This is a genomic window from Pseudomonas sp. KnCO4, assembly GCF_045344305.1.
GTDB lineage: Bacteria > Pseudomonadota > Gammaproteobacteria > Pseudomonadales > Pseudomonadaceae > Aquipseudomonas > Aquipseudomonas anuradhapurensis.
In genome coordinates this window covers 4,502,125-4,528,998 of sequence record NZ_CP174199.1, presented here as the reverse complement: position 1 = coordinate 4,528,998, position 26,874 = coordinate 4,502,125, and the positions used below count along the sequence as shown (strand labels likewise).

The 26,874-nt window shown below is 64.0% G+C and carries 28 protein-coding genes; 13 read left to right on the top strand and 15 right to left on the bottom strand.

The features are described from left to right. From ACJA3S_RS20990 to ACJA3S_RS20965, 6 genes are all read right to left on the bottom strand, one after another. On the bottom strand, positions 1–1,065 hold the full coding sequence (locus ACJA3S_RS20990; protein ID WP_170032350.1) for an imelysin family protein: 1,065 nt from the start codon (positions 1,063–1,065) through the stop codon (positions 1–3). A 19-nt stretch (positions 1,066–1,084) separates the two neighbouring features. Further along, the gene (locus ACJA3S_RS20985; protein ID WP_406819866.1) at positions 1,085–2,512 is read right to left on the bottom strand and encodes a di-heme oxidoredictase family protein; all 1,428 of its coding nucleotides are present in this window, start codon (positions 2,510–2,512) and stop codon (positions 1,085–1,087) included. Between the two features lie 112 nt (positions 2,513–2,624). Further along, positions 2,625–3,011, bottom strand: coding sequence for a hypothetical protein (locus tag ACJA3S_RS20980; RefSeq protein WP_406819865.1), 387 nt, complete (start codon positions 3,009–3,011; stop codon positions 2,625–2,627). Then, a complete protein-coding gene (locus tag ACJA3S_RS20975) occupies positions 3,004–3,504 on the bottom strand; it encodes a hypothetical protein (protein WP_406819864.1) in 501 nt (166 codons plus the stop codon). Before ACJA3S_RS20975 ends, ACJA3S_RS20980 begins: the two co-directional genes overlap by 8 nt. Before the next feature lie 143 nt (positions 3,505–3,647). Beyond that, complete coding sequence (locus ACJA3S_RS20970; RefSeq protein ID WP_406819863.1) at positions 3,648–4,985, bottom strand: imelysin family protein; 1,338 nt, start codon at positions 4,983–4,985, stop codon at positions 3,648–3,650. Positions 4,986–5,143: 158 nt separating this feature from the next. Beyond that, a complete protein-coding gene (locus ACJA3S_RS20965) occupies positions 5,144–7,198 on the bottom strand; it encodes a putative bifunctional diguanylate cyclase/phosphodiesterase (RefSeq protein WP_406819862.1) in 2,055 nt (684 codons plus the stop codon). Positions 7,199–7,430: 232 nt separating this feature from the next. On the opposite strand from ACJA3S_RS20965, the gene ACJA3S_RS20960 reads away from it, so the two are divergent. Beyond that, positions 7,431–8,180: a hydroxypyruvate isomerase family protein gene (locus ACJA3S_RS20960; protein WP_406819861.1), complete on the top strand. Its 750-nt coding sequence runs from the start codon at positions 7,431–7,433 to the stop codon at positions 8,178–8,180. A 140-nt stretch (positions 8,181–8,320) separates the two neighbouring features. On the opposite strand, the gene ACJA3S_RS20955 is transcribed toward ACJA3S_RS20960, so the two are convergent. Together ACJA3S_RS20955 and ACJA3S_RS20950 are read right to left on the bottom strand one after the other, a co-directional pair. Further along, complete coding sequence (locus tag ACJA3S_RS20955; protein ID WP_003255187.1) at positions 8,321–8,917, bottom strand: superoxide dismutase; 597 nt, start codon at positions 8,915–8,917, stop codon at positions 8,321–8,323. 295 nt (positions 8,918–9,212) lie between these two features. Further along, positions 9,213–9,812: a LysE/ArgO family amino acid transporter gene (locus tag ACJA3S_RS20950; protein WP_170032329.1), complete on the bottom strand. Its 600-nt coding sequence runs from the start codon at positions 9,810–9,812 to the stop codon at positions 9,213–9,215. 100 nt (positions 9,813–9,912) lie between these two features. Here ACJA3S_RS20950 and ACJA3S_RS20945 point away from each other — a divergent pair, with 100 nt between their 5' ends. The 3 genes from ACJA3S_RS20945 (at position 9,913) to ACJA3S_RS20935 (ending at position 12,805) form a co-directional block, all read left to right on the top strand. Beyond that, positions 9,913–10,803, top strand: coding sequence for a LysR family transcriptional regulator ArgP (locus ACJA3S_RS20945; protein WP_170032326.1), 891 nt, complete (start codon positions 9,913–9,915; stop codon positions 10,801–10,803). 49 nt (positions 10,804–10,852) lie between these two features. Continuing rightward, positions 10,853–11,848, top strand: coding sequence for an NAD-dependent epimerase/dehydratase family protein (locus tag ACJA3S_RS20940; protein ID WP_406819860.1), 996 nt, complete (start codon positions 10,853–10,855; stop codon positions 11,846–11,848). A gap of 87 nt (positions 11,849–11,935) precedes the next feature. Beyond that, positions 11,936–12,805, top strand: a complete 870-nt coding sequence (locus ACJA3S_RS20935) for an ATPase (RefSeq protein WP_170032320.1) — start codon at positions 11,936–11,938, stop codon at positions 12,803–12,805. A gap of 94 nt (positions 12,806–12,899) precedes the next feature. Here the strand turns inward: ACJA3S_RS20935 and ACJA3S_RS20930 are convergent, their stop codons facing one another. After that, a complete protein-coding gene (locus ACJA3S_RS20930; protein WP_186685286.1) occupies positions 12,900–13,949 on the bottom strand; it encodes an alkene reductase in 1,050 nt (349 codons plus the stop codon). Positions 13,950–13,966: 17 nt separating this feature from the next. After that, positions 13,967–14,269: a helix-turn-helix transcriptional regulator gene (locus tag ACJA3S_RS20925; protein ID WP_170032314.1), complete on the bottom strand. Its 303-nt coding sequence runs from the start codon at positions 14,267–14,269 to the stop codon at positions 13,967–13,969. Positions 14,270–14,419: 150 nt separating this feature from the next. On the opposite strand from ACJA3S_RS20925, the gene ACJA3S_RS20920 reads away from it, so the two are divergent. Next, positions 14,420–15,004 carry an ACP phosphodiesterase gene (locus ACJA3S_RS20920; RefSeq protein ID WP_406819859.1) on the top strand — a complete coding sequence of 195 codons (585 nt, stop codon included), beginning with the start codon at positions 14,420–14,422 and terminating at the stop codon, positions 15,002–15,004. 55 nt (positions 15,005–15,059) lie between these two features. On the opposite strand, the gene ACJA3S_RS20915 is transcribed toward ACJA3S_RS20920, so the two are convergent. Together ACJA3S_RS20915 and olsB are read right to left on the bottom strand one after the other, a co-directional pair. Next, positions 15,060–15,848, bottom strand: a complete 789-nt coding sequence (locus tag ACJA3S_RS20915; RefSeq protein ID WP_406819858.1) for a lysophospholipid acyltransferase family protein — start codon at positions 15,846–15,848, stop codon at positions 15,060–15,062. Further along, positions 15,848–16,603: an L-ornithine N(alpha)-acyltransferase gene (olsB, locus tag ACJA3S_RS20910; protein WP_406819857.1), complete on the bottom strand. Its 756-nt coding sequence runs from the start codon at positions 16,601–16,603 to the stop codon at positions 15,848–15,850. The genes ACJA3S_RS20915 and olsB overlap by 1 nt, the downstream gene beginning before the upstream one ends. Positions 16,604–16,761: 158 nt before the next feature. On the opposite strand from olsB, the gene ACJA3S_RS20905 reads away from it, so the two are divergent. The 6 genes from ACJA3S_RS20905 to ACJA3S_RS20880 all read left to right on the top strand — a co-directional run bounded on the left by ACJA3S_RS20905 (position 16,762) and on the right by ACJA3S_RS20880 (position 21,507). Beyond that, a complete protein-coding gene (locus ACJA3S_RS20905) occupies positions 16,762–17,649 on the top strand; it encodes an acyl-CoA dehydrogenase (RefSeq protein WP_406819856.1) in 888 nt (295 codons plus the stop codon). A gap of 70 nt (positions 17,650–17,719) precedes the next feature. Then, a complete protein-coding gene (locus ACJA3S_RS20900; RefSeq protein ID WP_406819855.1) occupies positions 17,720–18,799 on the top strand; it encodes a serine hydrolase domain-containing protein in 1,080 nt (359 codons plus the stop codon). Further along, on the top strand, positions 18,796–19,092 hold the full coding sequence (locus tag ACJA3S_RS20895; RefSeq protein ID WP_406819854.1) for an amidase: 297 nt from the start codon (positions 18,796–18,798) through the stop codon (positions 19,090–19,092). The genes ACJA3S_RS20900 and ACJA3S_RS20895 overlap by 4 nt, the downstream gene beginning before the upstream one ends. A 44-nt stretch (positions 19,093–19,136) precedes the next feature. Further along, positions 19,137–19,718, top strand: coding sequence for a YceI family protein (locus tag ACJA3S_RS20890; RefSeq protein WP_406819853.1), 582 nt, complete (start codon positions 19,137–19,139; stop codon positions 19,716–19,718). Position 19,719: 1 nt separating this feature from the next. Further along, positions 19,720–20,877 (top strand): phospholipase D-like domain-containing protein, encoded by a 1,158-nt coding sequence (locus ACJA3S_RS20885; RefSeq protein WP_406819852.1) that lies wholly within the window; start codon positions 19,720–19,722, stop codon positions 20,875–20,877. 51 nt (positions 20,878–20,928) lie between these two features. Beyond that, positions 20,929–21,507 carry a DJ-1/PfpI family protein gene (locus ACJA3S_RS20880; RefSeq protein ID WP_170032292.1) on the top strand — a complete coding sequence of 193 codons (579 nt, stop codon included), beginning with the start codon at positions 20,929–20,931 and terminating at the stop codon, positions 21,505–21,507. Between the two features lie 187 nt (positions 21,508–21,694). Here ACJA3S_RS20880 and ACJA3S_RS20875 read toward each other — a convergent pair whose 3' ends face one another. Further along, positions 21,695–22,093 (bottom strand): nuclear transport factor 2 family protein, encoded by a 399-nt coding sequence (locus ACJA3S_RS20875; protein WP_170032290.1) that lies wholly within the window; start codon positions 22,091–22,093, stop codon positions 21,695–21,697. Positions 22,094–22,208: 115 nt separating this feature from the next. Between ACJA3S_RS20875 and ACJA3S_RS20870 the strand changes: the two genes are divergently transcribed. Continuing rightward, positions 22,209–22,799 (top strand): GNAT family N-acetyltransferase, encoded by a 591-nt coding sequence (locus ACJA3S_RS20870; RefSeq protein ID WP_170032288.1) that lies wholly within the window; start codon positions 22,209–22,211, stop codon positions 22,797–22,799. Further along, positions 22,796–23,668, top strand: a complete 873-nt coding sequence (locus ACJA3S_RS20865; protein ID WP_406819851.1) for a carbon-nitrogen hydrolase family protein — start codon at positions 22,796–22,798, stop codon at positions 23,666–23,668. The genes ACJA3S_RS20870 and ACJA3S_RS20865 overlap by 4 nt, the downstream gene beginning before the upstream one ends. Positions 23,669–23,789: 121 nt before the next feature. Here ACJA3S_RS20865 and ACJA3S_RS20860 read toward each other — a convergent pair whose 3' ends face one another. Together ACJA3S_RS20860 and ACJA3S_RS20855 are read right to left on the bottom strand one after the other, a co-directional pair. Next, positions 23,790–25,313 (bottom strand): fumarate hydratase, encoded by a 1,524-nt coding sequence (locus tag ACJA3S_RS20860; protein WP_013974059.1) that lies wholly within the window; start codon positions 25,311–25,313, stop codon positions 23,790–23,792. Positions 25,314–25,619: 306 nt separating this feature from the next. Further along, a complete protein-coding gene (locus ACJA3S_RS20855; protein WP_406819850.1) occupies positions 25,620–26,840 on the bottom strand; it encodes a hypothetical protein in 1,221 nt (406 codons plus the stop codon). Positions 26,841–26,874 lie beyond the last annotated feature (34 nt).

The window sequence follows — 26,874 nt, the reverse complement described above, 5'->3', positions numbered from 1 at the left end:
TCAGTCACCGTCGTTGGCATTGAAGCCCAGCTGGATGTTCAACGCCTTGGCCAGGTCGCCTTCGTGCAGGCGGTGGACGACGTTGAGGCTGTCGTAGATCTGGTTGAGGGTCTGCTGGCCGGCGTCGTCGGCCAGCAGTTCGCCCAGGGTCTTGTGGTTGTCTGCCAGCAATTTGAGCGCGGTCGCGTAGGCATCGTCGATCTTGTCTGCCAGGGCTTTCTGGTCGCTGGGCAGCAGGCCGCGCAGGCCCTGGTTGTCGACCCCGACCCACACCGCTTCGGCGGCCTTGAGGCTGGCCTGCAGGCTGTTCAGCGAGTTGTGGCTGCGCCAGGCTTCGGCCTGCAGCGGCTGCGGGATGCCCTTGCTCTGGCGGCCCATCGGCGCGCCGAGTTTCTTCTTCAGGCTGTCCAGCGCGGTCACCTGGGCACGCAGCAGGTCGGCAATCGCCTCATGGGAGTCGGCGTAGCGCTGGTTGGGGAACTTGGTCATCTGCGACAGCATGCCGTCGGTGCTGTTCCAGCTCTTGAGGATGTCTTCGGCCAGCGCCTTCTGGTGCTCACCGATGGCCACCAACAGCGGGCAGTAGCGGGCCTTCTGCTCGGCCGTGGCGATGTCCGGCTTGCTGTCGAACAAGATGTACTCGTAGGCCGAGAGGCCCCGCACCACGACGCTGGCCTTGCCCAGCGCTGCGGCATCGACCGGTGTGTCGGCGTTGACCAACTGCTCGACCTGGCGACCGACCAGGTTCTTCTTGTCCGGCCAGAACTGTACCTGCCAGGCGCGATTGCCTTCGGCCAGCGGGCCGACCAGCAGCGGTTGCAACTCGGCCCAGGCCTTTTGCGCGTTGAGGAAGTCGGCGCGGGCCTTGTCCAGGGTTTCCTTGCCTTCGCAATAGGCCAGGGCGCTGGCGGCCAGCATGCGGTCGGCTTCGACCCAGCGGCTGTAGGTGGGCAGGATCACCTGCTTGGCAATCGCAGCGGAGGTCACGGCTTGCGGGTCCTGCGGCGAGCAGGCGCCGAGGGCGAGTGCGGCGAGGCTGGTGAACAACAGTTTGGGTCGGAACATGCCGGCTCCTATGCGTGTTTCAAAGTGAGTTCAGGAAAGCCAGCAACGCGGCGCGCTGCCCGGCATCGAAAGTGAGCACGACGTTGCGCGCTGCCTCGGCTTCGCCGCCGTGCCAGAGCACGGCTTCGAGCAGGTTGCGGGCGCGGCCGTCATGCAGGAACTGGCTGTGGCCGCTGACCGTTTCGCTCAGGCCGATACCCCACAATGGCGGGGTACGCCAGTCCTGGCCGTTGGCAGCGAATTCGGTACGTTCGTCGGCCAGGCCCGGGCCCATGTCATGCAGCAGCAGGTCGCTGTAGGGGCGAATCAGCTGGTTGGCCAGCTCCGGCTCGGCGGCATTGGCGGCAGTGGTGAACTGCGGCGTGTGGCAGCCCTGGCAGCCGGCCTGGTAGAACAGGTTCTTGCCTGCCAGTACCTCTGGCGAGCCCACATCGCGGCGCGCCGGCACGGCTAGGTTGCGCGTGTAGAAGGTGACCAGGCGCAGGATGTTGTCGCTGACTTCCTTCTCGCCATCGGCACCGTCGCCATTGGGTGCGGCCAGGCAGGCGGCCTGGGCCGGGGTGCAATCGTCGTTGGGTTGCAGCGTGGTGGTCAGGCCCATGTCGCCGGCAAAGGCGTGCACGTTCTGCTGGTTGACGTTGGGCTGCCCGGCCTTCCAGCCGAAGCGGCCGACTACGGTCTTGCCCAGGGCGTCGTCCCATACTCGGTTGGCGCGCCCGCGGATACCGTCGTGGTTGCGGTCGTCCGGGTCTTCGTTGGCCAGCAGGTCGGCTTCGGGAATGGCTTCGAGCAGGCCCAGGCCGATCATCGGCGGCGCCACGCGTGCAGAAAAACGCGTGTCGGGGTGCATCACGCCATAGCCGAGCTGGGTGATCTGCAGGGCCGGCTTGCGCAGCTCGACCTGGTAACCATCCTTGAACGTCAGTGTTTCCCGGGTATAGCTGACACGTACCTTGCCTTCTGGTGTCACGCCGGGGATGGCCATGTCCTGCAACTGGGTGCCGTAGACCGGCTCCGGCACCACGCCGAGTCGCTCGACCACCTTGGCCAGGTACGGCTGGTCGGGGATCGACAGGCGCACCAGCATCGACACTGCGTTGCTGTCGCCCGGCTCTGGCGGGTGGCCGCGGCCGTCGCGCACGTGGCAGTTCTGGCAGGCATTGGTGTTGAACAGCGGGCCCAGGCCGTCACGTGCCGTGGTGGTGGACGGGGCGATGACCCATGGGTTGCGGAAGAAGCTGTTGCCCACGGCAAAGTCCAGGCGCCGCTCGGGCGAGAGGTTGGCCGAAGGCAGGGAATAGGCGTTGCGGTCATTGCGCTGCACGGTCGCCTGGCCAGCTGACAACGCTTCGCCGGGCTCGGCCTGGGTGAAACGCGGGGCGTCGTCACAGGCAGCGAGGGCAAAGGCCAGCAGCAGCGGAGAGAGTCGAAACAGCGACGAGGACATCGAGGATCCTGGGCGTATGCGAAAAACCGGCGTGCAAGCTTAGCAGGCCCAGGATCTTTGAATAAGAGCAATTTGCGTTTACTTGATGAAATCGTCGCTGCCCAAAACCGGCTCAGGCGATGTATAGCTCGAATTGCCGGTTGACCAGGCTGACGATCAGGTTCTTATTGCCTCCGTTGCGATTGTCGCCCGGCACTTCTTCGACTTCCAGGCTGGTGTAATCCATCGACGTGGCGCTGAGAAACTTGATTGCATCCTTGTGGGCGGGTTCCCAGTAGTCCTGGAAGAGCCAGATGCTGGTCTTGGCAGCCGGGCCCAGGATCAGCCGCATGGCTTTGTAGTTTTCTTCCGTCTTGCCGATCCAGGGGATGGCCAGCGAGCCATTCCAGACCTGCTGGGCGCCAACCGCCAGGCTGTGGCTGCGATTCTCACCGTCGATCAGGGTCAGGGTGTAGGGTGTGTTGTTGGCGATGGAACGCAAATAAGTCACGCTAGCCATTGGGTATTTCCTTTTGGTGGGTTTCCGGTCGTGGCAACGGGCCGCTCGGGGCGCGATAGACGTAGGCCGTGAGCAAGGTGATTTCGTTGAAGGGGGGATCGAGCTTGGCGGGGGCAAAGCGTCCCAGCAATTGCAGGCCCTGGGCGAAGGCGACTGACTCGAACCTGCGGCGGTCGGCTTCGTTGGGGTCGTACAGGTAGATCTTGCCGGGGCGTGCCACCACCCGGCACATCTCCTCGGCGACGTGCTGCGTGATCGGGGCACCCATCAAGGTGACATGGGGAACCTGGTAGGAATCGAGCGGGAAATCGGGGGCGTCGTATTCGTAGACGACGATCAGGTTGGGAATATGCTCGCCCGTGGCGGGGCCGTTGGAAACGCGTTGGCCCGCCTTGTTCAGGTTGTAGGCGTTGTTGAAGCCGGTAACCAGGTCGTGCCCATTCATGCGTTGCACGATGCGGCCTTCACCCCACACATCGAGAATTTGCAGCACGGTGCCTCCTGCGTGACATTCAAAGAAAGGTCACCAGCATGAGCACCCGGCCGACCAGCTGCCAGCGGGAAGCGTTGCCCCTGCCGGGCAAACGAAAACGCCCGGCACAAGGCCGGGCGTCTGGGTGATGCGCCGTTAGCGGATCAGAACTCGTGGTCTGCGGTATCCGGGTTCAGGTTGGCAATGCCCAGCTTGCCGGCGGCCTGTTCGATCGCGCCAGTCTGCTTGACCAGCGCGGCGATGGCGTCACGCACGATCTGGTTGCCGGCAGCGTTGTCGGCGGCGATCAGTTGGTCGTAGTGTTCGCCCTTGAGGGCGTGATCGACGATGACCTGGATCTTGGCTTCGGTGGCTTCCAGGTCGGCCTTGAGGGTGGCGTCGGTGGCCGGGTCGACCTTGGCCACCAGCGACGACAGGCTTGGGCCGGTCACCTTGCTGCCGTCCGGGCGGGTGTACTCGCCCAGGTACACGTTACGGATGCCCTTGGCGTCGTAGAAGTGCGAGTAATGGGTGTTGTCGCTGAAGCAGTCGTGCTCGTCTTCCGGCGAGTTGGCTTCCAGCGAAACCTTCATGCGCTCGCCGGCCAGCTCGCCCAGCGACAGGCTACCCATGCCGAACAGCATCTTGCGCAGGCCGTCGTTGACCGGCTCGGCTTCCAGCTTGGCGCGGTAGTTGTCGGCGACGTTCGGCGCCCAGTTGCCGACCATTTCCTCGAGGTCCTTGACCAGCAGGTCGGTAACCGCTTTCAGGTAGGCCCGGCGACGGTCGTTGTGGCCGCCGGTGGCGCCCTTGCCTTCCAGGTAGTCCGAGGCCGGACGGTTGCCCGCACCCGGACCGGTGCCGTTCAGGTCCTGGCCCCAGAGCAGGAACTCGATGGCGTGGTAGCCGGTAGCGACGTTGGCTTCGGAACCGCCCAGCTCGTTCAGGCTGGCCAGCTTCTCGGGGGTGATCTGCTTGACGTCGATCTTCTCTTCGCCGACCTGGATCTCGGTGTTGGCGATGATGTTGGCGCTGGCCGCCGGGTTGCCCAGGGCGTGCTCGTAGCTCTTGTCGACGTAGTCGATCAGGCCTTCGTCCAGCGGCCAGGCGTTCACCTGGCCTTCCCAGTCGTCGATGATGGTGTTGCCGAAGCGGAAGGCTTCGCTCTGCAGGTACGGTACGCGCGAGGCGACCCAGGCTTCGCGGGCGGCCTTCAGGGTTTCGTCGTTGGGCTTGGCCAGGAACGCGTCGACAGCGCTCTGCAGGGTCTTGGCGGTGCTCAGGGAGTCGCTGTACACGGCATACACCAACTCGGCGTAATGCTTGACTACGGCTTTGCCGGCGGCTTCGTCGACGGCCCCGGGCGCTGCAGCGGTGGTGCTGGCGGCAGCCGGTGCCTGGGCTTGCGGCGCGGCGGCCTTGTCGTCCTTGCCTTCACCGCAACCGGCGAGAGCGATGGCGATGGCCAGCAGACTGGCGGAGGCCAGAGGCATTCGAATCATTGTTGGTTTCCTGCGTCGTGTGGTTGGACCAAGGGGGAGACCGTGCGCCGTGGCACGCGAAACTACAACATCATGCGAAAGATTTGCATTTGCTGTAAAGGGGCGGGAATGTAAATTGCGCGAATGTCGCTCACCGCCTGCAGTCGCCCGGGGGGACTTCAGGACATCGAGACCTGGTTGCGCTGCGCCTGTTTGAGGAAGTTGGTCAGCTCGCGGGCCGACAGCGGTTTGCTGTAGTGGTAGCCCTGGCCTTCGTGACAGCCCTGGGCAACGATATAGCTTTCCTGCTCGGCGGTTTCCACGCCTTCGGCAATTACCTGCATGCCCAGGCTCTTGCCCAGCTGGATGATGGCGCGAACGATGGTGGCGTCGTCATCGTCGTCCAGCAGGTCCTGGACGAAACTCTTGTCGATCTTGATCTTGTCCAGCGGCAGCGATTTCAGGTAACTGAGCGACGAGTAGCCGGTGCCGAAGTCGTCGATGGCGATCAGCGCCCCGGAGCGGCGCAGGCTCAGCAGGTGCTGGGCGGCGGTGCTGATGTCTTCCATCAGGCCGGTTTCGGTCACTTCCAGCTCCAGGCTGCGCGGGGGCAGGCGGTAGGCCTGCAGCAGGTTGTTGACCACCCGCGGCAGTTCGTTGTGGTGCAGTTGCACGGTGGACAGGTTGACCGCCATGCGCAGGTCGCTGAAGCCCATGTCATGCCATTCGCGCAATTGCCGGCAGGCCTGGTCGAGCACCCACTCGCCGATGCCGATGATGCTGCCGTTCTGTTCGGCCAGGGGGATGAACTGGTCGGGTGGCACCATGCCCAGCTCCGGGTGCTGCCAGCGCAGCAGCGCCTCGACACCGACCACGCGGTGGTCGCGGTAGCTGATCTGTGGTTGGTACACCAGGTACAGCTGGTTGCGTGGCAGGGCTTCGCGCAGGTCCTTTTCCAGCTCGCGGCGACGGCGCATCTCGCTGTCGACGCTGGCGATGTAGAACTGGTAGCGGTTACGCGAACGGGCCTTGGCCAGGGTCATGGTCTGTTCGGCTTTCTGCAGCAGCTTTTCGGTACTGTCGCCATCTTCGGGGAACAGGGTGATGCCGATGGTGGCGCGCAGACGGATCTGCTGGTGGTGGTCGAGGTCGAACGGCACTTCCAGGTCGTCGAGGATGCTTTGCGCCAGTTCGGCCGCCTCGTAGGGTTGCTCGATATTGGCCTGGACCAGGGCGAACTGGTCGCCGCCCAGCCGTGCCAGGGCGCCCAGGCGGCCACTGTGGGCGCGCAGGCGGTCGGCCAGGGCCAGCAGCAGCTGGTCGCCGACCTGGTAGCTGAACTGCTCGTTGATACCCTTGAAGTCGTCCAGGCCTACGCACAGCACGGCCACGCGGTGTTGCAGACGGCCGCCGTCGATGAGGATCTTGTCCAATTGCTGCTGCAGCTGCTGGCGGTTGGGCAAGCCAGTGAGGAAATCGTACTGGGCCATGCGTTGCAGGCTGTTTTCCGCCTCGTGGCGCAAGTGGGTGTTGCGCTCGATCGAGGCCAGCAACTGGTTGGCGGTATTCACCCACAGGCCCAGTTCGTTCTTTTCATGGCCCTTGAGCAGCGGCAACTGGTGCTGGCTGGGGCGGTCGGGGTTGATCTGGGTGAGGTGCTCGATGATCTTCGACAATGGCTTGGTCAACAGCCAGTGGTAGACCAGATACAGCACCAGGCCCATGGCCAGGGCCCGCAGCACGCCGGAAATGAAGATGATCACCGCGTTGATCAGGAAATCCTTGCCGTAGGACGAGGTGTCGAGGGTGATGCTGAGGTCGCCGTAGTATTCGCTGAAGGGGCCGCGCCCGACCAGTTGCGTGGTATAGGTGCGTTCCTGGCCGAGGATCAGGTCGGTCAGCCAGCGCATGGCCATGTCCTGCAGCGGACGGGACTTCTCGGCCAGCATGGTTTCGTTGGGGTGGCCGATGGAGGCCATGCGCACCGACTCATCCTGGAACAGGCCTTCCATTACCTGCATGCCCATTTCCCGGTCGAGGCTGTACACCGCCTGGGTCGAAGGGTCGCGGAACATGTCGAGGATGCGCTGGGCATCGTTGTTTACGGCCTGGCGGGTCTTGTAGGTGTCATAGATGATTTGCGCACAGCTGAGCACGACGCCGACCGCCAGCGCCGACAGCAACACGACCCTGAGCAACTTGACCGACAAGCTGTTCCGCAATTCCAGCTTCAATGGGGTTTCCTTAATCCATGCGCATGGCATCATTTTGCCATCAACGATGACGATACACTACCGGCCGATCATGAGCAGTGTATCGGTTGCCTGACCCCGCAACTTGAATGCGCTGTATCAATCTTCCAAAGGTTTGATGTTAGCGTGGTATGCGGGCTGAGCAAGCGTTTTGCAGGTGGCGTGACTCAGCTTTTGAATCGACGAACGTTTTTTCCAGGATGGATGTGTACACATGCTCAAATTCAATGCTCACCTTGGCTTCCAGTTCAACGAACTGCCTTTTCTGCAGCGTATCGAAGCCGCCGCTGCCGCCGGATTTCGCGCGGTGGAATTCCCGTCGCCCTACGAATTCGATGCGAGTCTGCTGGCTGACCAGCTGGCGCAGCATGCGTTGTCACTGGTCCAGTTTGCCGCACCGGCCGGGGTTTCCAAGGGCCTCGCTGCAGTGGCAGGCAAGGAAGCCGAGTTCCGTGACGGGCTGCGCCAGGCTGTCAGCTATGCCCGCACCCTGGCCTGTGCGGATGTGCACCTGATGTCCGGGATAAGCCACGACGAAGGGGCCGGCAAGGTGTACGCGAGCAACCTGGACTATGCCGTGAAATACTTCCAGGACCAGGGGCTGCGGCCATTGATCGAAGTGATCTGCAGGCAGGAAATGCCGGGGTACTACATGTCCGATTTCAGCAAGGCGCAGCAGGTGCTGGAGGCGCATGCCAGTGTCGGGCTGATTCTGGATCTTTACCATGCACAGTTGCTGACCGGCAACGCGGCCGATGTGCTGTCACAGTTCTTTGCACGGACGGTGCATGTACAGGTGGCCGACTGCCCAGGGCGGCATCAGCCGGGAACGGGGCAGATGGACATTGCCGGGTTGTTCGCGATGCTGCAACAGCACGGTTATGCTGGATGGGTCGGGTGTGAGTACCGGCCTGCGGGTACTACCGTGGATAGCCTTGGCTGGCTTGATCAGTACGTGTCATGAAGGCCTGCGCGCTGACCCCGCGCAAACGCCCTGAAAAAAAACCGATGCCAGGGAACTGGCATCGGTTTTTGCGCAAGAGGCCAGGCTGAAGTCACAGCATCACGCCATGGGGCCGGGCGCCCTGCTCAAGGCTGGATGGTTCAGGCCTTGAAGGTCTTGCCTTCGAACTGTTCGGCAACGAAGGCCCAGTTGACCAGGTTCCAGAACGCCTCGACGTACTTCGGACGCAGGTTGCGGTAGTCGATGTAGTAGGCGTGTTCCCAGACGTCGCAGGTCAGCAGCGGGGTGTCGCCGCTGGTCAGCGGGCAGCCGGCGCCGATGGTGCTGGCCAGGGCCAGGGAACCGTCAGCCTTCTTCACCAGCCAGCCCCAGCCGGAACCGAAGGTGCCAACCGAAGTCTTGGTGAACTCTTCCTTGAACTTGTCGAAGGAACCGAAAGCGGCGTTGATGGCGTCAGCCAGGGCACCGGTCGGCTGGCCACCGCCGTTTGGCGACAGGCAGTTCCAGTAGAAGGTGTGGTTCCAGACTTGAGCGGCGTTGTTGAAGATGCCGCCCGAAGAGCTCTTGACGATCTCTTCCAGGGTCTTGCCTTCGAATTCGGTGCCTGGGACCAGGTTGTTCAGGTTCACGACATAGGTGTTGTGGTGCTTGTCGTGGTGATACTCCAGGGTTTCCTTGGAGATGTGCGGCTGCAGGGCATCGTGGGCGTACGGCAGCGGCGGCAATTCAAAAGCCATGGTGGATCTCCTGATTCAGGTCTGTTTGCGGTTTGCGCAAGGCCGATCACGGGCGGCCCGATCAGCGTCAGCGAGATTGTACTCTTTGCGACGCAAGGGCTGGATCATAGCACCGGGCCCGGCGCATAACCACGCAACAAAGATAGGGAATAGAGGTTCCAGAGCGGTTGGCGGGTGGCGATCAGTGGTGGTCGTTTCCAGGCAGGCGAATGTGCCAATGCCCCTGTAGGAGCGGCCTTGCGTGGCCCCAGGGCCGCAGCGCGGCCCGTCTAAGAGAGGTGATGAAACCCTGTGGTCAGTTGAAGACCAGTTGCGCCGCCACCGCGAACATCATGACCGCGACCATCAGGTCGAGCATGCGCCAGGTCGCTGGCCGTGCCAGCCACGGCGCCAGCCAGGCCGCGCCGATCGCCAGGGTCGAGAACCACACCAGCGAGGCGCTGGCAGCCCCGGCCACGTAGGCCCCGGGCGCGGTCTGCTGGGCCCCCAGCGAGCCGATCAGCAACACCGTGTCGAGGTACACGTGCGGGTTCAGCAGGGTCACTGCCAGGGCGCTGAGCAGCACCGCGCGGCGTGACCGCGCGCCCTGGCCTTGCTGGTGCTGCAGGCTCTGCCTGGAACAGGCGCTGCGCAACGCCTTGGCGCCGTACCAGATCAGGAATACCGCGCCACCCCAGCGGGCAACCGCCAGCAAGGTCGGGTTGTGCGCCAGCACGGTGGCCAGGCCGAACACCCCGGCCGCCACCAGGATGGCATCACACAGGATGCACAGCGCCGCCACCGGCAGGTGATGCTCGCGGCGCAGGCTCTGGGCGAGGACGAAGGCGTTCTGGGCGCCGATGGCCATGATCAGGCCGAAGGCCACCAGCATGCCGTTGAGATAGCTTTGCCACATGGCCCGCTCTCCATGAATGTCGAGAAAAGATGCTGGCTATTGTGGGGAAACGGGTTGTATAAGAAAAACAAATAGCGCTGATCCGTCATTAGGAAAATCGATGTTCGACTACAAACTGCTGGCCGCCCTCGCGGCGGTGATCGAACAGGGTGGTTTCGAGCGCGCAGCGCAGGTGCTGGGCCTGTCGCAGTCGGCCATATCGCAGCGCATCAAGCTGCTCGAGGCTCGGGTCGGGCAACCGGTGCTGGTGCGGGCCACGCCGCCGAGCCCGACCGAGGTCGGCCGTCAGTTGCTCAACCATGTGCAACAGGTACGCCTGCTCGAGCGCGACCTGCAACGCCAGGTGCCGGCGCTGGACGAGGAGGGCATGCCGGAGCGCCTGCGCATCGCCCTCAACGCCGACAGCCTGGCCACCTGGTGGGCCGCAGCGGTGGGCAACTTTTGTGCGCAGCACAAGCTGCTGACCGACCTCGTCGTGGAGGACCAGGAAGTCGGCCTCAAACGCATGCGCGCTGGTGAGGTGGCGGCCTGCCTGTGCAGTAGCGAGCGGCCGGTGGCCGGCGCACGTAGCCTGCCGCTGGGGGCCATGCGTTACCGGGCGCTGGCCAGCCCCGGGTTCATGGCGCAGCATTTCCCGCAGGGTTTTGCTGCCAGCCGCCTGCCCCGTACCCCGGCGATCGTCTACGGCCCGGACGATTTCCTGCAGCATCGCTACCTGGCCTCGCTGGGTATCGAGGACGGTTTCCTGCACCACCTGTGCCCGTCCTCGGAAGGCTTCCTGCGCATGACCGAAGCCGGACTGGGTTGGGGCCTGGTACCCGAACTGCAAGCCCGTGAGCAGCTGGCCAGCGGCCGGTTGGTGGAAATTTGCCGCGATACGCCCATCGATGTGCCGTTGTACTGGCATCATTGGCGCAACGGCGGGCAACTGCTGACGCAACTGACCGAACACCTGCGGCACTGCGCAAGGCACTGGCTGGTGCCCTTGTAGCCACGGCTGGCGTCAGTTGCATCTGAAATCTGGCAAGACGGAGTGTTACATGCGAATTCTGGTCACCGGCGCGAGCGGCTTCATTGGCGGGCGCTTTGCGCGCTTTGCCCTTGAGCAGGGCCTGGACGTGCGGGTCAGCGGCCGCCGCGCAGAGGGGGTCGAGCACCTGGTCAAGCGCGGCGCCCAGTTCATTCCCGGCGACCTCGGCGATGCCGAGCTGGCCCGCCGCCTGTGCCAGGGCGTCGAGGCCGTGGTGCACTGTGCCGGCGCGGTGGGTAGCTGGGGGCGCTACCAGGATTTCTATCAAGGCAACGTGGTGGTCACCGAGAACGTCGTCGAGGGCTGCTTGAAGGAACATGTACGGCGCCTGGTGCACTTGTCGTCGCCATCTATCTATTTCACTGGCCGCTCGTGCCTGGATATCCGTGAAGACCAGGTGCCCCGTCGCTTCCACGACCATTACGGGCAGACCAAGTACCTGGCCGAGCAGAAGGTGTTCGGCGCCCAGGAGTTCGGCCTCGAGGTGTTGGCATTGCGTCCTCGTTTCGTCACCGGGGCTGGCGACGCCAGTATCTTCCCGCGGTTGCTGCAGATGCAGCGCAAGGGCCGCATGGCGATCATCGGCAACGGCCTGAACAAAGTGGATTTCACCAGCGTGCACAACCTCAACGAGGCGCTGCTCAGCGCCCTGTTCGCTGACCACCGGGCGCTGGGCCAGGCCTACAACATCAGCAATGGCCAGCCATTGCCGCTGTGGGACGTGGTCAACTATGTGATGCGCAAGATGCAACTGCCACAGGTCACTCGCTACCGGTCCTACGGCCTGGCCTACAGCCTGGCCGCGCTGAACGAGGCGGCCTGCCTGCTGTGGCCGGGGCGCCCGCAACCGACCCTGTCGCGCCTGGGGATGCAGGTGATGAGCCGCGATTTCACCCTGGATATCAGCCGCGCCCGGCAGTACCTGGACTACCAGCCCAAGGTCAGCCTGTGGACGGCGCTGGACGAATTCTGTGCCTGGTGGCAGCACCAGCCGCCAGGGCAATGAAACCGCTGGGCAGAATGACGATGATCAACGCGCCGCGCTGGCGGTTTATACTCGTGCCTCTTGCGACTACCGCGGTTGAATGTATCCATGCGTAACCATGCTCACGATGACTACGATGACGTGCCTAGCCTGCGCGCCGGCACCCATGACGACGACGAACTGATGCCGGCGCACGTGGTGCGCAGCCGTCAGAAAGCTGCCCGCGGGGCCAGTACGGCGCCGCTGTGGGCATTGCTCGGAGCCTCGTTCATCGCCTTGGCGGGCCTCGGCTGGTGGAGCTTCCAGCAGATTTCCCTGATGGAGCAGCAGCTGGTGGCGACCCAGGAGAGCTTTGCCCGCATCAGCGAAGAAGCGGCCGGGCGCCTGCAGGCCATCAGCGGCAAGGTGGCGGCCAGCGAGTCAGGTGCCATGACCAACAGCGAGGCGCTGAAGCTGCAGCTGCGCCAGTTGCAGCAGGGGATGGCCGGGCAGACCGGTGACCTGGGCAAGCGCCTGGAGCAGGTACTGGCGGATACCCGTGAACAGCAAAAGGCCGTGACCGAGTTGCAAGGCCAGCTGCAGGCGCAATTGAAGCAGGTGAACGGCGAGCTGGCCGCATTGCGTTCGGGCCAGGTCGATGGTGGCAAGCTGGATGCCCAGCTCAAGGGCCTGAACGAGCAGGTTGCGGCACTGAAGGCCGCGCAGGCCGACGGCGGCAAGCTTGATGGCCAGCTCAAGAGCCTGAGCAGCGAGGTGGCGGCGCTGAAGAAGCAAGGTAACCCGAGCGCGGCTATCCAGGACCTGGAGCAGGACATCCTGGTGCTCAAGAGCCAGATCGACAATCGCCCGGCTGCGGCGGCCTCCGCTGGGGCGTCGGTGCAGGAATTCGATGCCTTCCGGGCGCAGACGACCCGCAACCTGAATACCTTGCAGAGCCAGGTGCAGAACCTGCAGCAGCAGATCAACGCCCGGCCGTGACATTGTAGGGGAGGGCTTTGCCCTCCTATCGCGACACAAGGCCGCTCCTACAGGAAATTGCGTTCCCTTGTAGGGGCGGCCTTGGCGCTCCCGGTTACAACCGCGGATAGTCGATATACCCCACCGGCCCCTTGCCATAGAAGGTCTCCGGCCGCGCCTCGTTCAGCGGTGCATCTGCCGCCAGCCGCGCCGGCAGGTCGGGGTTGGCGATGAACGGTACGCCAAACGCCACCGCATCCGCCTTGCCACTGGCCAGGGCCGCATTGGCACTGGCCTTGTCGAACCGCTCGTTGACGATGTACGGGCCGCCGAACGCTTGCTTGATCAACGGGCCGATGCTGTCATCGGCTTCCCGTTCCCGTGAGCAGATGAAGGCAATGCCCCGCTTGCCCAGCTCCCGGGCCACGTAGGTAAAGGTTTCGGCGCGGTCGGCATCGCCCATGTCATGGGCATCGGCACGTGGCGCCAGGTGCACGCCAACACGGCTCGCCCCCCACACCTCGATGGCCGCATCGGTTACCTCCAGCAGCAGGCGCGCACGGTTTTCCAGCGAGCCGCCGTAACGGTCGGTGCGCTGGTTGGTGCTGCTTTGCAGGAACTGGTCGAGCAGGTAACCGTTGGCGCCATGGATCTCCACGCCATCGAAGCCGGCGGCCTTGGCATTCTCGGCGCCGCTGCGGTAGGCCTCGACGATATCGGCGATTTCTTCGGTTTCCAGCGCGCGCGGGGTGGGGTAGTCACTCAGCGGGCGTACCAGGCTCACATGGCCCTTGGGCTGGATTGCGCTGGGGGCAACCGGCAGTTCGCCATTCAGGTAGCTGGGGTGGGAAATGCGGCCAACGTGCCACAGTTGCAGGAAGATGCGCCCGCCCGCAGCATGCACGGCCTTGGTCACATTGTTCCAGCCACGTACCTGCTCGTCGTTCCAGATGCCCGGGGTATCCGGGTAGCCGACGCCCATGGGGCTGACCGAGGTCGCCTCGCTGAGGATCAGCCCGGCACTGGCGCGCTGTACGTAGTATTCGGCCATCAGTGCATTGGGCACGCGGCCTTCGTCGGCACGGCAGCGGGTGAGCGGGGCCATGATGATGCGGTTGGGCAACTGCAGGTCGCCCAGGGTGATCGGATCGAAAAGCGTGGTCATGACGGTTACCTGCCTGTTCAGAGTGCTTGGCGCAATTGTTCGAGAAACGCCTGGATGGTGGTTTCGTTGCGTTTGAAGAAGTGCCACTGGCCGATCTTCTGGCTACTGACCAACCCGGCGCGTTGCAGCGTGGCCAGGTGGGCGGAGACGGTCGATTGCGACAAGCCGCAGCGTTGGTCGATCTGCCCGGCGCAGACCCCGTTCTCGGTGCTGTGGTACTGGTCCGGGAACTGCGTTGCCGGGTCTTTCAGCCAACCGAGGATTTCTCGCCTGACCGGGTGGGCCAGCGCCTTTATGATTTCGTCGAGATCGAGAGGCATGGGTGGAGGCTCGTGGTAGCGGTATATCGCGATAGGGCGAAATGTAGATCGTGAAATGCCGATATACAAATACCAAGAGATTCTGAGCTGAGTTCGAATCGCTATATCGCGTTATAACGATATGGATTCGGACGGTGCTAGACTGCGCCCATGAACTACCTCGCACACCTGCACCTGGGCGGCCCGGCGCCGCAACAACTGCTTGGCAGCCTGTATGGCGATTTCGTCAAAGGCTCGCTGCAAGGGCGCTTTCCGCCAACGCTGGAGGCGGCCATCCGGCTGCATCGGCGTATCGACAGCTATACCGACCAGCATCCGCTGGTACTGGCCGCACTGGCCCGCTTTCCACGCGAGCGGCGGCGCTTTGCCGGTATCGTTGTGGATGTGTTCTTCGATCATTGCCTGGCCCGGCATTGGCGGGATTATGCCGAGCAGCCGCTGGAGCAGTTCACTGGCGAATTCTATCGGGTGCTGCTGGCGGAGCCGGAGCTTCCCGGGCGCCTGGCGCGCATCGCGCCGTTCATGGCGGCCGATGACTGGCTGGGCGCATACGGTGATTTCGCCACGCTGGAACAGGTGTTCAACGGCATTGCCCGAAGGCTGTCGCGGCCACAGGGGATGGTCGGGGTGATGGATGAGCTGGAGCGGCTGTATGAGCCGCTGATGGCGGATTTTCGCGAGTTCTATCCACAGTTGCAGGCATTCGCGGCCGTGGGGCGGATGTCAGACAGCTAGGCCTGGGCTGGCCTCTTCGCGGGCAAGCAGGCGAAGAGGCCGGCCAGGCACAAACTCAGGCAGCCCGCGCCTGCCGCCGAGTCACCCGTTCACCTTCTTCAGCGCCGAACAACGCCAGCTGGATCGCCTGCTGCGCCTGCAACGCCAGCACTGCGCGTTCCTTGCCGACGCTGCCGATCGGCTGCAACAGCTGGATGCTCACCTCACCCCGCGGCTGGGCGAACAGGCGCAGCAGGTGCGACACCAGGTCATCCTCGCCGATGAAGGGCGCAAGCGGGTCGATCTGGCCGTTGCGCAAGTACTGGATGGCCACCGGTTGTACTGCCACCCCACGGTCGATGGCGCCCGCCAGCAGGCGGCCATGGAAGGTGCGCAGGGTACGCCCACTGGTGGTAGTGCCTTCGGGGAAGATCAGCAGCGGGCGGGCCAGGCCCAGTTGCCCGGCAATCTGTTCGCGCAGGCGCTGGCTGTCACCGCCACCCCGGCGGATGAACAGCGTGCCGGCCTTTTCCGCCAGCCAGCCGGCCACCGGCCAGTGGCGCACTTCGGCCTTGGACAGGAACGACAACGGCAGCAGCATGCCGAGCAAGGGGATGTCGGTCCAGGACACGTGGTTGCTGACCCACAGCATTGGCCGTTGCGGTAGCTCACCGCTCACGCGCACGTCGAACGGCAGCGCCGCGACCAGGCGTTTCATGAACAGGCAAGTCCAGCGCTGGCGGCGCGCTATCGATGGCTTGAAGCCCAGGCGTTCGCCCAGGGTGATCGCACTGGCCAGCAGCATGCCCAGCAGCAGTACCAGCAGCAGTCGTGTCAGGCGGGCCATTACCCGCAGCTTCGGCATCAGACCGCGGCCTTGAAGTGGCGAGCATAGCGCGGGCACAGCTCGTCGCGCTTGAGCAGGATGAACACGTCGGCCACCTGGAAGTCTTCGTCCCAGCACGGCTCGCCGCAAATCTTCGCGCCCAGGCGCATGTAGGCCTTGAGCAGGGGCGGCATTTCGGCAATGACGTTGTTCGGCAAAGCCAGCTTGGGCAGCGGGTTTTTCGGTTCGGCGCGCAGGTGCTCGGTGCACAGGTAGCGGTCGCGCAGGCGCTGCATCACCGCATGGGCCTGGATTCCGCCATCCTGCATGGGGATGCTGGCGCAGCCCATCAGGTAGCTGTAGCGGCCTTCATTGAGGACTTCCGCCAGTTCGCTCCAGAGTACGGCGATGGTGCCACCATTGCGGTAATCGGGCGCCACGCAGGTGCGCCCCAGCTCCAGGATCGGCCCCTGCAATTGCAACAGGCCATGCAGGCTGAATTCTTCTTCGCTGTAGAAGCGGCCCAGGCTGCTGGCGGCCTGGTGGTCGAGCAGGCGCGTGGTGGCAACCAGTTCGCCGGTACTCAGGTCACGTACGCCAATGTGCTGGCAGTGCTCGTCGTAGTCATCCATGTCCAGGCCGTACTCGGCACCTTTGAGGCGGGCCTGGAATTCGGCGCTGAACACCTTGTAGCGCAGGGCCTGGGCCTCTTGCAGGGCCGCGGCGCCAACCAGGCGTTCGGCTTGCAGACGGCGTTCGGTGCTGTTGTCGCCAGCGTGAGCGATCCGAGTCATTACGAGTCTCCATGAGCCAGCCATGAAAGGTTGCGGCCGGTCGGCTTTGTTGTGCAAAGTCAGCCTAGGTAGACGCGGTGTCACCCCTGTGAAGCTTTGGTGATGCTTGCGTGACATCCCACGGCGTTACTTGAAAGCCCCCAGCAAGGAGCCGCCCCATGGCCTGGTTGCAACGACTCAACGACCCGCTTCGCCAAGCGCCGGCGGGCACCCTTGGTGAAACCTACGCCGCGCTGCTCGAGCGCCTTGGCCCGGTTGCCCCGTTCGAACTGGCAGTACTCGGCGGGCGGGCGATGGCCACGCCGGGGCTGGCGTTCCTGGTCGGCTACCAGGCCGCGTTGCGTGTGCTGTGGCCCAGTGCGCCAGCCAGCCTTGGTGCCCTGTGCGCCAGTGAGCGGCGTAGCGTGCGGCCGGCGGACATGCGCACGCGCCTGGACAGCTTGCGCTTGACCGGCAGCAAGGATTTCGTCACTGCCGGCCTGGAGGCGGAGTGGCTGCTGGTGGCGGCGCGCAGCGAGGCGACGGGCGCGCCAGCGCAGTTGAAGCTGGCGGTGGTCTACCCCGGCGAACCAGGGGTAACGCTGGAAGCGTTGCCGACCCTGCCGTTGATGCCAGAGGTGGGCCATGGGCGGCTGCTGCTGGAACACGCGGCGTGCGAGCTGCTGGCGGGGGATGGCTGGGATGCCTATGTAAAACCGTTCCGTTCGCTGGAGGACTTGTATGTGCTCACGGCGCTGACGGCCTGGCTGTATGGCGTGGGCCAGGCGTGTGCCTGGCCGCAGGCCCTGCGCCTGCAGCTGCTCGGGCTGCTGGCCGGGTGTGCCGAGGGCAGCCGGCAATGTGCCGATACTGTCGGTTGCCATTTGTTGCTGGGTGGGTTGTTTGCCCAGTTCCAGGCGCTACGGGGGCAAATCGATGCGGCGTTGGCCGCCGGGCCGGCGCATTGGGCAGAGAGCTGGCGGCGCGATCAGGGCGTGATGGCACTGGCGGCGGCCGCGCGGGAGAAGCGCTTGAACAAGGCGTGGGCGGCTGCGGGATTGTCATGAATGCCGGTTAGGCTTGTGTGATTGCATGAATCCTGGGGCCGCACAGTGGCCCCCTCAAAAGGCAATCCCGATGAAGGCATTGTTCGTCATTCTGGCGCTGGTTACGGGGTGTGCCTGGGCCGAGGACTGGCCCCAACCCGACTGGCCGATCGATGACTCCAGCCTCGACTGGCAGGCTGTCGACGCCTATGCCTTCCCCACCCGCACCACCCCGGAACGCGGCGGCATTCGCACTGACGCCCTGCTGATCATCCGCGACGGCCGTATCGTTCATGAACGCTACACGGCACCCACTCGCGCAACCACTGCCCACCTGACCTGGTCGATCAGCAAAAGCGTGCTGGCCACGGTACTGGGCGTGGCCCAGGGCCAGGGGCGCTTCCAGCTGCAAGACCCGGTCAGCCGGTTTTATCCACCCATGCGCAGCCACCCTGGCGTGCGCATGGTCGACCTGCTGCACTGGGCCAGCGGCCTGGAGTGGCAGGAAGACTACGAATACGCCCCGCTGAAATCTTCGGTGGTGGCCATGCTCTATACCCGCGGCCACGGGGACATGGCGGCGTACACGGCGGCGCGGGGCATGGCAGCCGAACCAGGCCGGCGCTTTCTCTATTCCAGTGGCGACAGCAACCTGCTGGCCGCCGCGCTGCGCGGCATGCTCGGCGCCGACCAGTACCCGGAGTACCCCTGGCACGCGCTGTTCACCCCGTTGGGCATCACCAGCGCAGTATGGGAACGTGACCGGGCCGGCACCTATGTCGGCTCTTCCTACCTGTACCTCACGGCGCGCGACCTGGCACGCATTGGCCTGTTGCTGCAGCGCGACGGGCGCTGGCAAGGGCGGCAACTGCTGCCAGAGGCCTGGGTGGCGTTCAACCGCACGCCGTTTGCCCATGCCGACAGCGTAGCCGGCGAGGCCAACCCCGGCGGCCACTGGTGGCTCAACCAGCCGTTGGCCGGGGCGGCACGGCCCTGGCCGCATGCGCCCGCAGACACCTATGCCGCGCTTGGTCACTGGGGCCAGGCGCTATACGTGCTGCCCAGGCAAAAGCTGGTGATCGTGCGCTATGCCGACGACCGCGACGGCAGCTACCGGCACGATGAACTGCTCAGGCGGGTGCTGGCGGTGCTGGCCGGGGAGGGCGCATGAAGCGGGTAGTGCTGCTGGTATTGCTGGGCCTGTCGTACTGGGCCTGGCACGAGCGCCAGGCCCTGGCAGACTTCCCCGGCATCCTTGCGGCGTACTCGGCCAAGGAGTATTGCTCGTGCCGCTTCGTCATGGGGTTCGAGCCGGGCTACTGCCAAGGCTATGTGAAACAGTGGCTGGCGCTGAGCCTGCTGGAGGAAGACAGCCAGCAGCGGCTGGTGACCGCCGAAGGCCTGGGGCAGCGCCACCAGGCCGCCTGGCAAAGCCCGCGCGAGGGCTGCCGCTTGCTGCCGTGAAGGCGGGCGGGTAAGGTTGGCGGCCTGGTTTCACGAGATCCGTCATGTTCAAGCTGCCCCGTCTGCTACCCGCCTTGTTGCTGGCTTTGTGCCTACCTGCCCACGCCAACTGGCACCTCGATGGCGAGTCGTCGCGCCTGTCGTTCATAACCGGCAAGAACGGTGACGCTGCCGAAGTGCATCGTTTTCTGGTACTGCATGGCACCGTCGACCGCAAGGGTGCGGCCGGGCTCAGCATCGAGATGGATTCGGTAAGCAGCGGCATTCCCCAACGTGACGAACGCATGCGTGAGGACCTGTTCGAGGTCGAGCGTTTCGCCGAAGCCAAGGTGCAGGCTCAACTGGACCTGCGGCCGATAAACGACCTGGCCAATGGTGCCCAGGTCGAGCTGCGCCTGCCGTTGACCGTGACCTTGCACGGCCAGTCCCACAGTTATAACGCCCTGCTGTTGGCCACCCGCCTGGACGAGCGACGCTTCCAGGTGGTGACCCTCGAACCGCTGGTGCTGCGCGCCGAGGATTTCGGCCTGCTGCCCGGGCTGCAACGCCTGCGCAAGTTCGCTGGGCTCAAGTCCATCAACCCGTCGGTACCGGTGAGTGCGGTGCTGATCTTCACTGCCCGCTGACATGGCCGGGCCAGTCTTCCCCTGGCGGGATGGCAACCACTTCGAACTGCTGATCGACGGGCCCGAGTTCTTTCCGCGCATGCTCCTGGCGATCATGCGCGCCGAATTCCAGATCGACCTGGAACTGTACCTGGTCGAGGCCGGCGAGTGCGCCGATGCGGTGGTCGAAGCGCTTGAGCGGGCGGCGCTTCGCGGCGTGCGGGTACGCTGCCTGTTCGACGACTATGGCTCGTTGGCCTTCACCAGTACATTGCGCCAGCGCCTGCTGGATGCCGGCGTGTACCTGCGCTGGTACAACCGCCTGCGCTGGAAGCGCGGCCTGCGCAACCTGTACCGCGATCACCGCAAGCTGCTGCTGGTGGACCAGCGCTGGGCAGTGGTGGGTGGCACCGGTGTCACCGATGAGTTCTGGACGCCGGGCGAGGCGACCAGTGAATGGCACGAGGTGATGGTGCAGATGCAGGGCCCGGTGGTGAACGACTGGCAGTTGCTGTTCGACCGCCAGTGGCACGCCAACAATCGCCGCACCGCCTGGCGCCCTGCCGAGGGCTTCGGCCTGCCGCGCCTGCCCAGGCTACCGGCGCAGGGGCAGGGCATGGGGCGGGTGGCCTATGCCGACGCCCGCCAGCACCAGGACATCCTGCATTCGCTGGTACGCGCAATCAACAGCGGCAAGCGCCGGGTGTGGCTGGCCACGCCCTACTTCCTGCCGACCTGGAGCGTGCGCCGCTCGCTACGCCGGGCTGCCGGCAAGGGCGTCGATGTGCGCTTGCTGCTGACCGGCCCGCGTACCGACCACCCTTCGGTGCGTTATGCAGGGCACCGCTATTATCCCCGGCTGCTGCGCGCCGGGGTGCGCATCTACGAATACCAGCCGTGTTTCCTGCACTTGAAAATGGTGCTGATCGACGATTGGGTGAGTATCGGTTCGTGCAACTTCGACCACTGGAACCTGCGCTTCAACCTCGAAGCCAACATCGAGGCCCTCGACCCGCCGTTGACAGCTGCCGTGCAAGCCAGCTTCGAGCGTGACTTCGCCTTGAGCGAGGTGGTCGACCTGGGCCACTGGCATGCCCGGCCGCTATGGCGCCGGGTGAAGCAACGGCTGTGGGGCTGGCTGGACCGCCTGGTGGTCAACTTGCTCGACCGCCGCGACTGATACCGGCTATCGTGCAGTGACTGTCTCTAGGCGATCGAAGGAGTGGGTGCGATGACGGCGAAGAAGATTCTCATGTTGGTCGGCGACTTCGTTGAAGATTACGAGGTCATGGTGCCGTTCCAGGCCTTGAGCATGGTGGGGCATACGGTGCATGCAGTTTGCCCGGAAAAGGTCGCGGGGCAGACCGTGCGCACGGCCATTCATGACTTCGAGGGTGACCAGACCTACAGCGAAAAGCCCGGGCACAACTTTGCCCTGAACTACGATTTCGTGCGGGTGCGGGCCGAGGGTTATGACGCGCTGCTGATTCCCGGTGGGCGTGCGCCGGAGTACCTGCGCCTGGATGAGCGGGTGCTGGAGCTGGTGCGGGCATTCGACCAGGCTGGCAAACCGATTGCGGCGGTGTGCCACGGGGCCCAGCTGCTGGCGGCGGCCGGCGTGCTGGAAGGGCGTGAATGCAGCGCTTATCCGGCGTGTGCGCCGGAGGTGCGGCTGGCCGGCGGCACCTTCATCGATATTGCCGTGGACCAGGCGCATGTCGACCGCAACCTGGTGACCGCACCCGCCTGGCCGGCGCACCCGGCGTGGCTGGCGGCGTTCCTCAAGGTGCTCGGTACCCGCATCGCCTGACCGGGCCCGGTTTCCTGGCACCTGCCAGGCAGTGCTCTGGTAGGAGCGGCCTTGTGTCGCGATGGGGTGCGTAGCAGCCCCAGATGCTCGGCCTGGGGCTGCTGCGCAGCCCATCGCGACGCAAGGCCGCTCCTACACACACACATGCACACCGTTCTCAGGCCATTGCTGTTGGCCCCGTGCCCCCTCAACCGACCTGCTCAACCCAGTCGTTGAGGTTGTAGTAGTTGGTCACCCGGGCAATCTTGCCGCAGTGGATATAGAAAAACGCCCCCGCCGGCAGCACGTAGGTCTGCCCGTTGGCCGGCGGCAGGCCTTCGTCATCGGCCAGGTATTCGCCATGCACGGTGAACTCCGCCGCTGCCCGGCTGCCATCTGCGTTCTGCATCACCACGATGTCGGCCAGGCGTTCGCGGTAGCAGCGGTTCATCTTGTCCATGAACGCGGCAAACCGTGCCTTGCCCATCTGCCGCTCACCCTGATTGATGTCGTGGATCACGTCCTCGCTGAGCAGGGCGAGGAAGGCTGGCATGTCGCCGGCGTTGAAAGCCGCGTAGTACGCATTTACCAGTTCGGTAGCGGTCATGGAACAATACCTGTCGTAGAGGGAAAAGGCGGGTCGTGGCTTCGGATGATAGGGTTTCCCCTCAAGCCCGGCTTAGCCGAGCGCGTCATCCACATCGACAAAACGACCGCCAAGCATGGAAATACGCCTGTTGCACGGCGCCGCTATCGCGCCTTACATCGATGACCTCGCTCGCCTGCGCCTGACCGTGTTTCGCGAGTTTCCCTACCTTTACGACGGCACCCCGGAGTACGAGGCCGACTACCTGGCCACCTATGCCCGCTCCGGGCGCAGCCTGGTGGTGCTGGCGCTGGACGACGGCAAGGTGGTGGGCGCCTCCACCGGCCTGCCGCTGGTGGATGTCGGCGCCGAATTCCAGCAGCCATTCCTGGCCCAGGGGCGCGACCCGGCCAGCGTCTACTACTTCGGTGAATCGGTGGTGCTGCCGGAGTACCGTGGCAGGGGCCTGGGCGTGCGCTTTTTCATCGAGCGCGAGTCCTATGCGCACAAACTGGCCGAGTTCGATTACTGCGCGTTCTGCGCGGTGGAGCGGCCCGGCGTGCACCCGCGGCGGCCTGCAGACTACAAACCCTTGCATGGCTTCTGGCGTAATCGTGGCTTCCTGCACGACCCATCGCTGCGCACCCGCTACGCCTGGCGTGACCTGGACGAAGCGGAAAGCTCCGACAAACTGATGTCGTTCTGGCTCAAGGAACTGCCGATATGATCCGCCTGGCGGCTTGCCAGTATGCGATCGAGCTGCATGAAACCTGGGAGGCCTACGCCGCGCACCTGCAAGGCCTGTGCGCCGAGGCTGCGGCGGCGGGGGCGCGCCTGCTGCTGTTGCCGGAGTACGCCGGGCTGGTGCTCAGCGGGCAATTGCCGGCCGAGCAGCGTGGCGACCTGAAGGCCTCGATTGCCGGCATCCAGCCGCTGGTCGCGCCGTGGCTGGCGCTGTGCGAAGGCATTGCCCGGCGCTGGGGGATCTATCTGCAGCCCGGCAGCCTGCCGGTGCAGGACGGCGACGGGCAGTACCGCAACCGTGCCTGGCTATTCGGCCCCGACGGCGTGCTGGGCTTCCAGGACAAATTGCTGATGACCCGTTTCGAACGCGAGCAGTGGGGCATCGCCGCGGGCCAGGGGCTGCAGGTGTTCGACACCGAACTGGGGCGCCTGGGGATCCTGATCTGCTACGACAATGAATTCCCGATGCTGGCCCGGCACCTGGCCGAGCAAGGCGCCGACCTGATCCTGGCGCCGAGCTGTACCGACACCGAGGCGGGCTATCACCGGGTGCGCATTGGCGCGCAGGCGCGGGCACTGGAGAACCAGATTGCGGTATTGCAGAGCCCCACGGTCGGGCTGGCCGCCTGGTCACCGGCGCTGGACGAGAATATCGGGCGGGCAGGCTTGTTCGTGCCACCGGATCATGGCATGCCGGGGGACGGCGTGATGGCATTGAGTGAGCAACTGAGCCCGGTGCATAGCCAGTGGCTGCTGTGCGAGGTGGACCTGGAGGAAGTGCGGCGGGTGAGGCGGGAAGGGCAGGTGTTTACCCGCAGGGACTGGCCGGAGCAGTTTGACAGAATCCTGTGAAAACAGTGGCGGCCGCTTCGCGGGCTGGCCCGCTCCCACCGGTACAGCGCAAGCCTGAGGGCTACGCGTTACCTGTGGGAGCGGGCCAGCCCGCGAAGAAGCCGCCGCAGTTACATCAGGCTTACTTCACTTCGACTGCCAGGCTCTGGGCAATCTTGCTCTGCCACAGGGCAGGGCCAGTGATGTGCACCGACTCACCGTTGCTGTCCACGGCGACGGTCACCGGCATGTCCTTGACCTCGAACTCGTAGATCGCTTCCATGCCCAGCTCGGCGAAGGCCAGGACCTTCGACTTGCGGATGGCCTGGGCCACCAGGTAGGCGGCGCCGCCAACGGCCATCAGGTACACGGCCTTGTTGTCCTTGATCGCTTCGATGGCGGCAGGGCCGCGCTCGGACTTGCCGATCATGCCCAGCAGGCCAGTCTGCTCGAGGATCTGGCGGGTGAACTTGTCCATGCGGGTGGCGGTGGTCGGGCCGGCTGGGCCTACCACTTCGTCACCTACCGGGTCGACCGGGCCGACGTAGTAGATGAAGCGGCCTTTCAGGTCCACCGGCAGCTCTTCGCCACGGTTGAGCATCTCGACCATGCGCTTGTGCGCGGCATCGCGGCCGGTGAGCATCTTGCCGTTGAGCAGGATGGTCTCGCCCGGCTTCCAGCTGGCGACTTCTTCCGGGGTGATGGCGTCGAGGTTGACGCGACGGGCGCTTGGGCCGGCTTCCCAGACGATTTCCGGGTAGGCGTCCAGCGACGGCGCTTCCAGCTCGGCCGGGCCGGAACCATCGAGCACAAAGTGGGCGTGGCGGGTGGCAGCGCAGTTGGGGATCATGCACACCGGCAGCGAAGCGGCGTGGGTCGGGTAATCCATGATCTTGACGTCAAGCACGGTGGTCAGGCCACCCAGGCCCTGGGCGCCGATGCCCAGCTGGTTGACCTTCTCGAACAGCTCCAGACGGATTTCTTCCAGACGGTTCTGCGGGCCACGGGCTTTCAGCTCGTGGATGTCGATGGACTCCATCAACACTTCCTTGGCCATCACTGCAGCCTTCTCGGCGGTACCGCCGATGCCGATGCCGAGCATGCCCGGCGGGCACCAGCCAGCGCCCATGGTCGGCACGGTCTTGAGCACCCAGTCGACGATCGAGTCGGACGGGTTGAGCATGGCCATCTTCGACTTGTTCTCCGAGCCGCCGCCCTTGGCTGCGACATCGACCTCGACCTTGTCGCCGGGGACGATGGAGTAGTGGATCACTGCCGGAGTGTTGTCCTTGGTGTTCTTGCGGGCACCGGCCGGGTCGGCCAGGATCGATGCGCGCAGCACGTTTTCAGGCAGGTTGTAGGCGCGACGCACACCTTCGTTGATCATGTCGTCGACGCTCATGGTGGCGCCGTCCCAGCGCACGTCCATGCCCACGCGGATGAACACGGTGACGATACCGGTGTCCTGGCAGATCGGGCGGTGGCCGGTGGCGCACATGCGCGAGTTGATCAGGATCTGGGCGATGGAATCGCGCGCGGCAGGCGATTCTTCACGCAGATAGGCCTCGTGCATGGCCTGGATGAAATCGACGGGGTGGTAGTACGAAATGAATTGCAGGGCGTCGGCGACGCTCTGAATCAGGTCGTCTTGCTTGATCACGGTCATGCAGCGCGCTCCTCTTAAAGACGGGAACATTCATAGAGACGCTCGACGGTGCCGACCAGCATGTCGAAACGCCTTGCAAAGGCGCGCCGGCGGCATGGCCGACGCAAAAAGGCGCGGCAGTATAGCGCGGCTGTGGCGGCGAAACACCTGGACAGCCGCTAGACCTTGGTAAGTGAGGGGATCCAAGGTGTTTTCTGCGTTTTTCTACCAACCTTGGACCATTGGCGATGTAACGAGGCGAGGTGATCTGATTGAAAAGGGACGGCCACGTATGGCGTGGTCGTCCCTTCCACAAGGGGCACAAACTCAACTGTCTGTCATGCAACGGAGCAAGAAGCCTTGGCGCGGTGAGCCAGTTTCCAAGTCGCTGCCCACGATGACAGTTTTGCCGTCCTCTTCGAGGCTGGAACTCATGGCCAAATCGATACTGTCACCCAAAGCTATCCGCCCCCAACCTTGATGCTCGCCGAATGTGGTATCAGGTGCCCCATCGAGTGTAAAGCGCCCCACCACCACATCTGCTTCGTCACCCCCTAACGTCGAGCCGATGGCGATGATCTTCCCCGTTAAAGTACAAACATGCCCTCCCGACCACTGTCCGTCGTCATCGCCAAAACGGGTGATACTCTCTTTGAAACCCGATAGTTTTTCGCCGGTGGGGGTGAACGCTGTGATGAACCCTTCGTCCGTACTCACGGAACCGATGCAAACGAAGTTGCCGTTGTTGTCCAATCGCGCCAGGTCAGAAAACAACAAGTTACTTGTCAGTTCAGTTAGCAAATAGCCTCCTTTACCGAACGTTTGCGCCTCCTGGCCATCGTCTTTCAAGCAAGCGATGTAGGGGCCGGAGAGGCCATTGATAGTGGTATTGCCGGTAAGATAAATTCTGCCATCAACGATCAATCTCACACGGCCTGAGCTTGCGGTAGACTCCGGTGGTTTCAGAAACTTATAGCCCGTCCCATTGAAACCCTCGTCATATTCGCCATTGACGTCGAGTTTCATGATGACGCTATGTGACCACGGGTATTGATAGTCGAGGAAAATTCCTCCTTCACCTGGCGTACTGCTGGTGACTACTTCGTTGGCTGACCGGAGCGCTGTAGAGGGTAGCTGCTTTTCCGGTAACTCAATGATTTTATTACCGTTTTCTCCAAAACTGAGGTCAGGTTTACCATCCAGGCCGAAGCGCGCCAGTGCGGGCAGGTTGCTCAACGTCGCCTCGTCATAATAACTCCCTGTGATAATAATGTGCTGGTCATAAATATGGACGTTACCGGCTGTAGAATTAAAACCCGCCTTGAAACGCCCAATGGTCACACCTCCGTCGCCAAACCCGGTATCCAGATTACCCGCGTTATCGACGCGTAATACCACATAGCCCCAGCCATCATCAATTGTGGCTTGGCCCACAGCTATTCGACCTTCACCGCTTCTTATCGAAGCATTGATTGAAAGAAGGCGTTTATCGGGGCGGGAAACTCCTTGCTGGCCATAAGAGGGATCCAGTAATGTTGAATGCTTCATGCGTGCGTGCTCCTCTGTTCAGAAGCTAAATCAT

Excerpts from the sequence above, each read along its gene's own strand:
- ACJA3S_RS20990 (WP_170032350.1), bottom strand. The coding sequence starts at position 1,065 with ATGTTCCGACCCAAACTGTTGTTCACCAGCCTCGCCGCACTCGCCCTC.
- ACJA3S_RS20985 (WP_406819866.1), bottom strand. The coding sequence starts at position 2,512 with ATGTCCTCGTCGCTGTTTCGACTCTCTCCGCTGCTGCTGGCCTTTGCC.
- ACJA3S_RS20980 (WP_406819865.1), bottom strand. The coding sequence starts at position 3,011 with ATGGCTAGCGTGACTTATTTGCGTTCCATCGCCAACAACACACCCTAC.
- ACJA3S_RS20970 (WP_406819863.1), bottom strand. The coding sequence starts at position 4,985 with ATGATTCGAATGCCTCTGGCCTCCGCCAGTCTGCTGGCCATCGCCATC.
- ACJA3S_RS20960 (WP_406819861.1), top strand. The coding sequence starts at position 7,431 with ATGCTCAAATTCAATGCTCACCTTGGCTTCCAGTTCAACGAACTGCCT.
- ACJA3S_RS20955 (WP_003255187.1), bottom strand. The coding sequence starts at position 8,917 with ATGGCTTTTGAATTGCCGCCGCTGCCGTACGCCCACGATGCCCTGCAG.
- ACJA3S_RS20950 (WP_170032329.1), bottom strand. The coding sequence starts at position 9,812 with ATGTGGCAAAGCTATCTCAACGGCATGCTGGTGGCCTTCGGCCTGATC.
- ACJA3S_RS20945 (WP_170032326.1), top strand. The coding sequence starts at position 9,913 with ATGTTCGACTACAAACTGCTGGCCGCCCTCGCGGCGGTGATCGAACAG.
- ACJA3S_RS20940 (WP_406819860.1), top strand. The coding sequence starts at position 10,853 with ATGCGAATTCTGGTCACCGGCGCGAGCGGCTTCATTGGCGGGCGCTTT.
- ACJA3S_RS20935 (WP_170032320.1), top strand. The coding sequence starts at position 11,936 with ATGCGTAACCATGCTCACGATGACTACGATGACGTGCCTAGCCTGCGC.
- ACJA3S_RS20930 (WP_186685286.1), bottom strand. The coding sequence starts at position 13,949 with ATGACCACGCTTTTCGATCCGATCACCCTGGGCGACCTGCAGTTGCCC.
- ACJA3S_RS20925 (WP_170032314.1), bottom strand. The coding sequence starts at position 14,269 with ATGCCTCTCGATCTCGACGAAATCATAAAGGCGCTGGCCCACCCGGTC.
- ACJA3S_RS20920 (WP_406819859.1), top strand. The coding sequence starts at position 14,420 with ATGAACTACCTCGCACACCTGCACCTGGGCGGCCCGGCGCCGCAACAA.
- ACJA3S_RS20915 (WP_406819858.1), bottom strand. The coding sequence starts at position 15,848 with ATGCCGAAGCTGCGGGTAATGGCCCGCCTGACACGACTGCTGCTGGTA.
- olsB (WP_406819857.1), bottom strand. The coding sequence starts at position 16,603 with ATGACTCGGATCGCTCACGCTGGCGACAACAGCACCGAACGCCGTCTG.
- ACJA3S_RS20905 (WP_406819856.1), top strand. The coding sequence starts at position 16,762 with ATGGCCTGGTTGCAACGACTCAACGACCCGCTTCGCCAAGCGCCGGCG.
- ACJA3S_RS20900 (WP_406819855.1), top strand. The coding sequence starts at position 17,720 with ATGAAGGCATTGTTCGTCATTCTGGCGCTGGTTACGGGGTGTGCCTGG.
- ACJA3S_RS20895 (WP_406819854.1), top strand. The coding sequence starts at position 18,796 with ATGAAGCGGGTAGTGCTGCTGGTATTGCTGGGCCTGTCGTACTGGGCC.
- ACJA3S_RS20890 (WP_406819853.1), top strand. The coding sequence starts at position 19,137 with ATGTTCAAGCTGCCCCGTCTGCTACCCGCCTTGTTGCTGGCTTTGTGC.
- ACJA3S_RS20885 (WP_406819852.1), top strand. The coding sequence starts at position 19,720 with ATGGCCGGGCCAGTCTTCCCCTGGCGGGATGGCAACCACTTCGAACTG.
- ACJA3S_RS20880 (WP_170032292.1), top strand. The coding sequence starts at position 20,929 with ATGACGGCGAAGAAGATTCTCATGTTGGTCGGCGACTTCGTTGAAGAT.
- ACJA3S_RS20875 (WP_170032290.1), bottom strand. The coding sequence starts at position 22,093 with ATGACCGCTACCGAACTGGTAAATGCGTACTACGCGGCTTTCAACGCC.
- ACJA3S_RS20870 (WP_170032288.1), top strand. The coding sequence starts at position 22,209 with ATGGAAATACGCCTGTTGCACGGCGCCGCTATCGCGCCTTACATCGAT.
- ACJA3S_RS20865 (WP_406819851.1), top strand. The coding sequence starts at position 22,796 with ATGATCCGCCTGGCGGCTTGCCAGTATGCGATCGAGCTGCATGAAACC.
- ACJA3S_RS20860 (WP_013974059.1), bottom strand. The coding sequence starts at position 25,313 with ATGACCGTGATCAAGCAAGACGACCTGATTCAGAGCGTCGCCGACGCC.
- ACJA3S_RS20855 (WP_406819850.1), bottom strand. The coding sequence starts at position 26,840 with ATGAAGCATTCAACATTACTGGATCCCTCTTATGGCCAGCAAGGAGTT.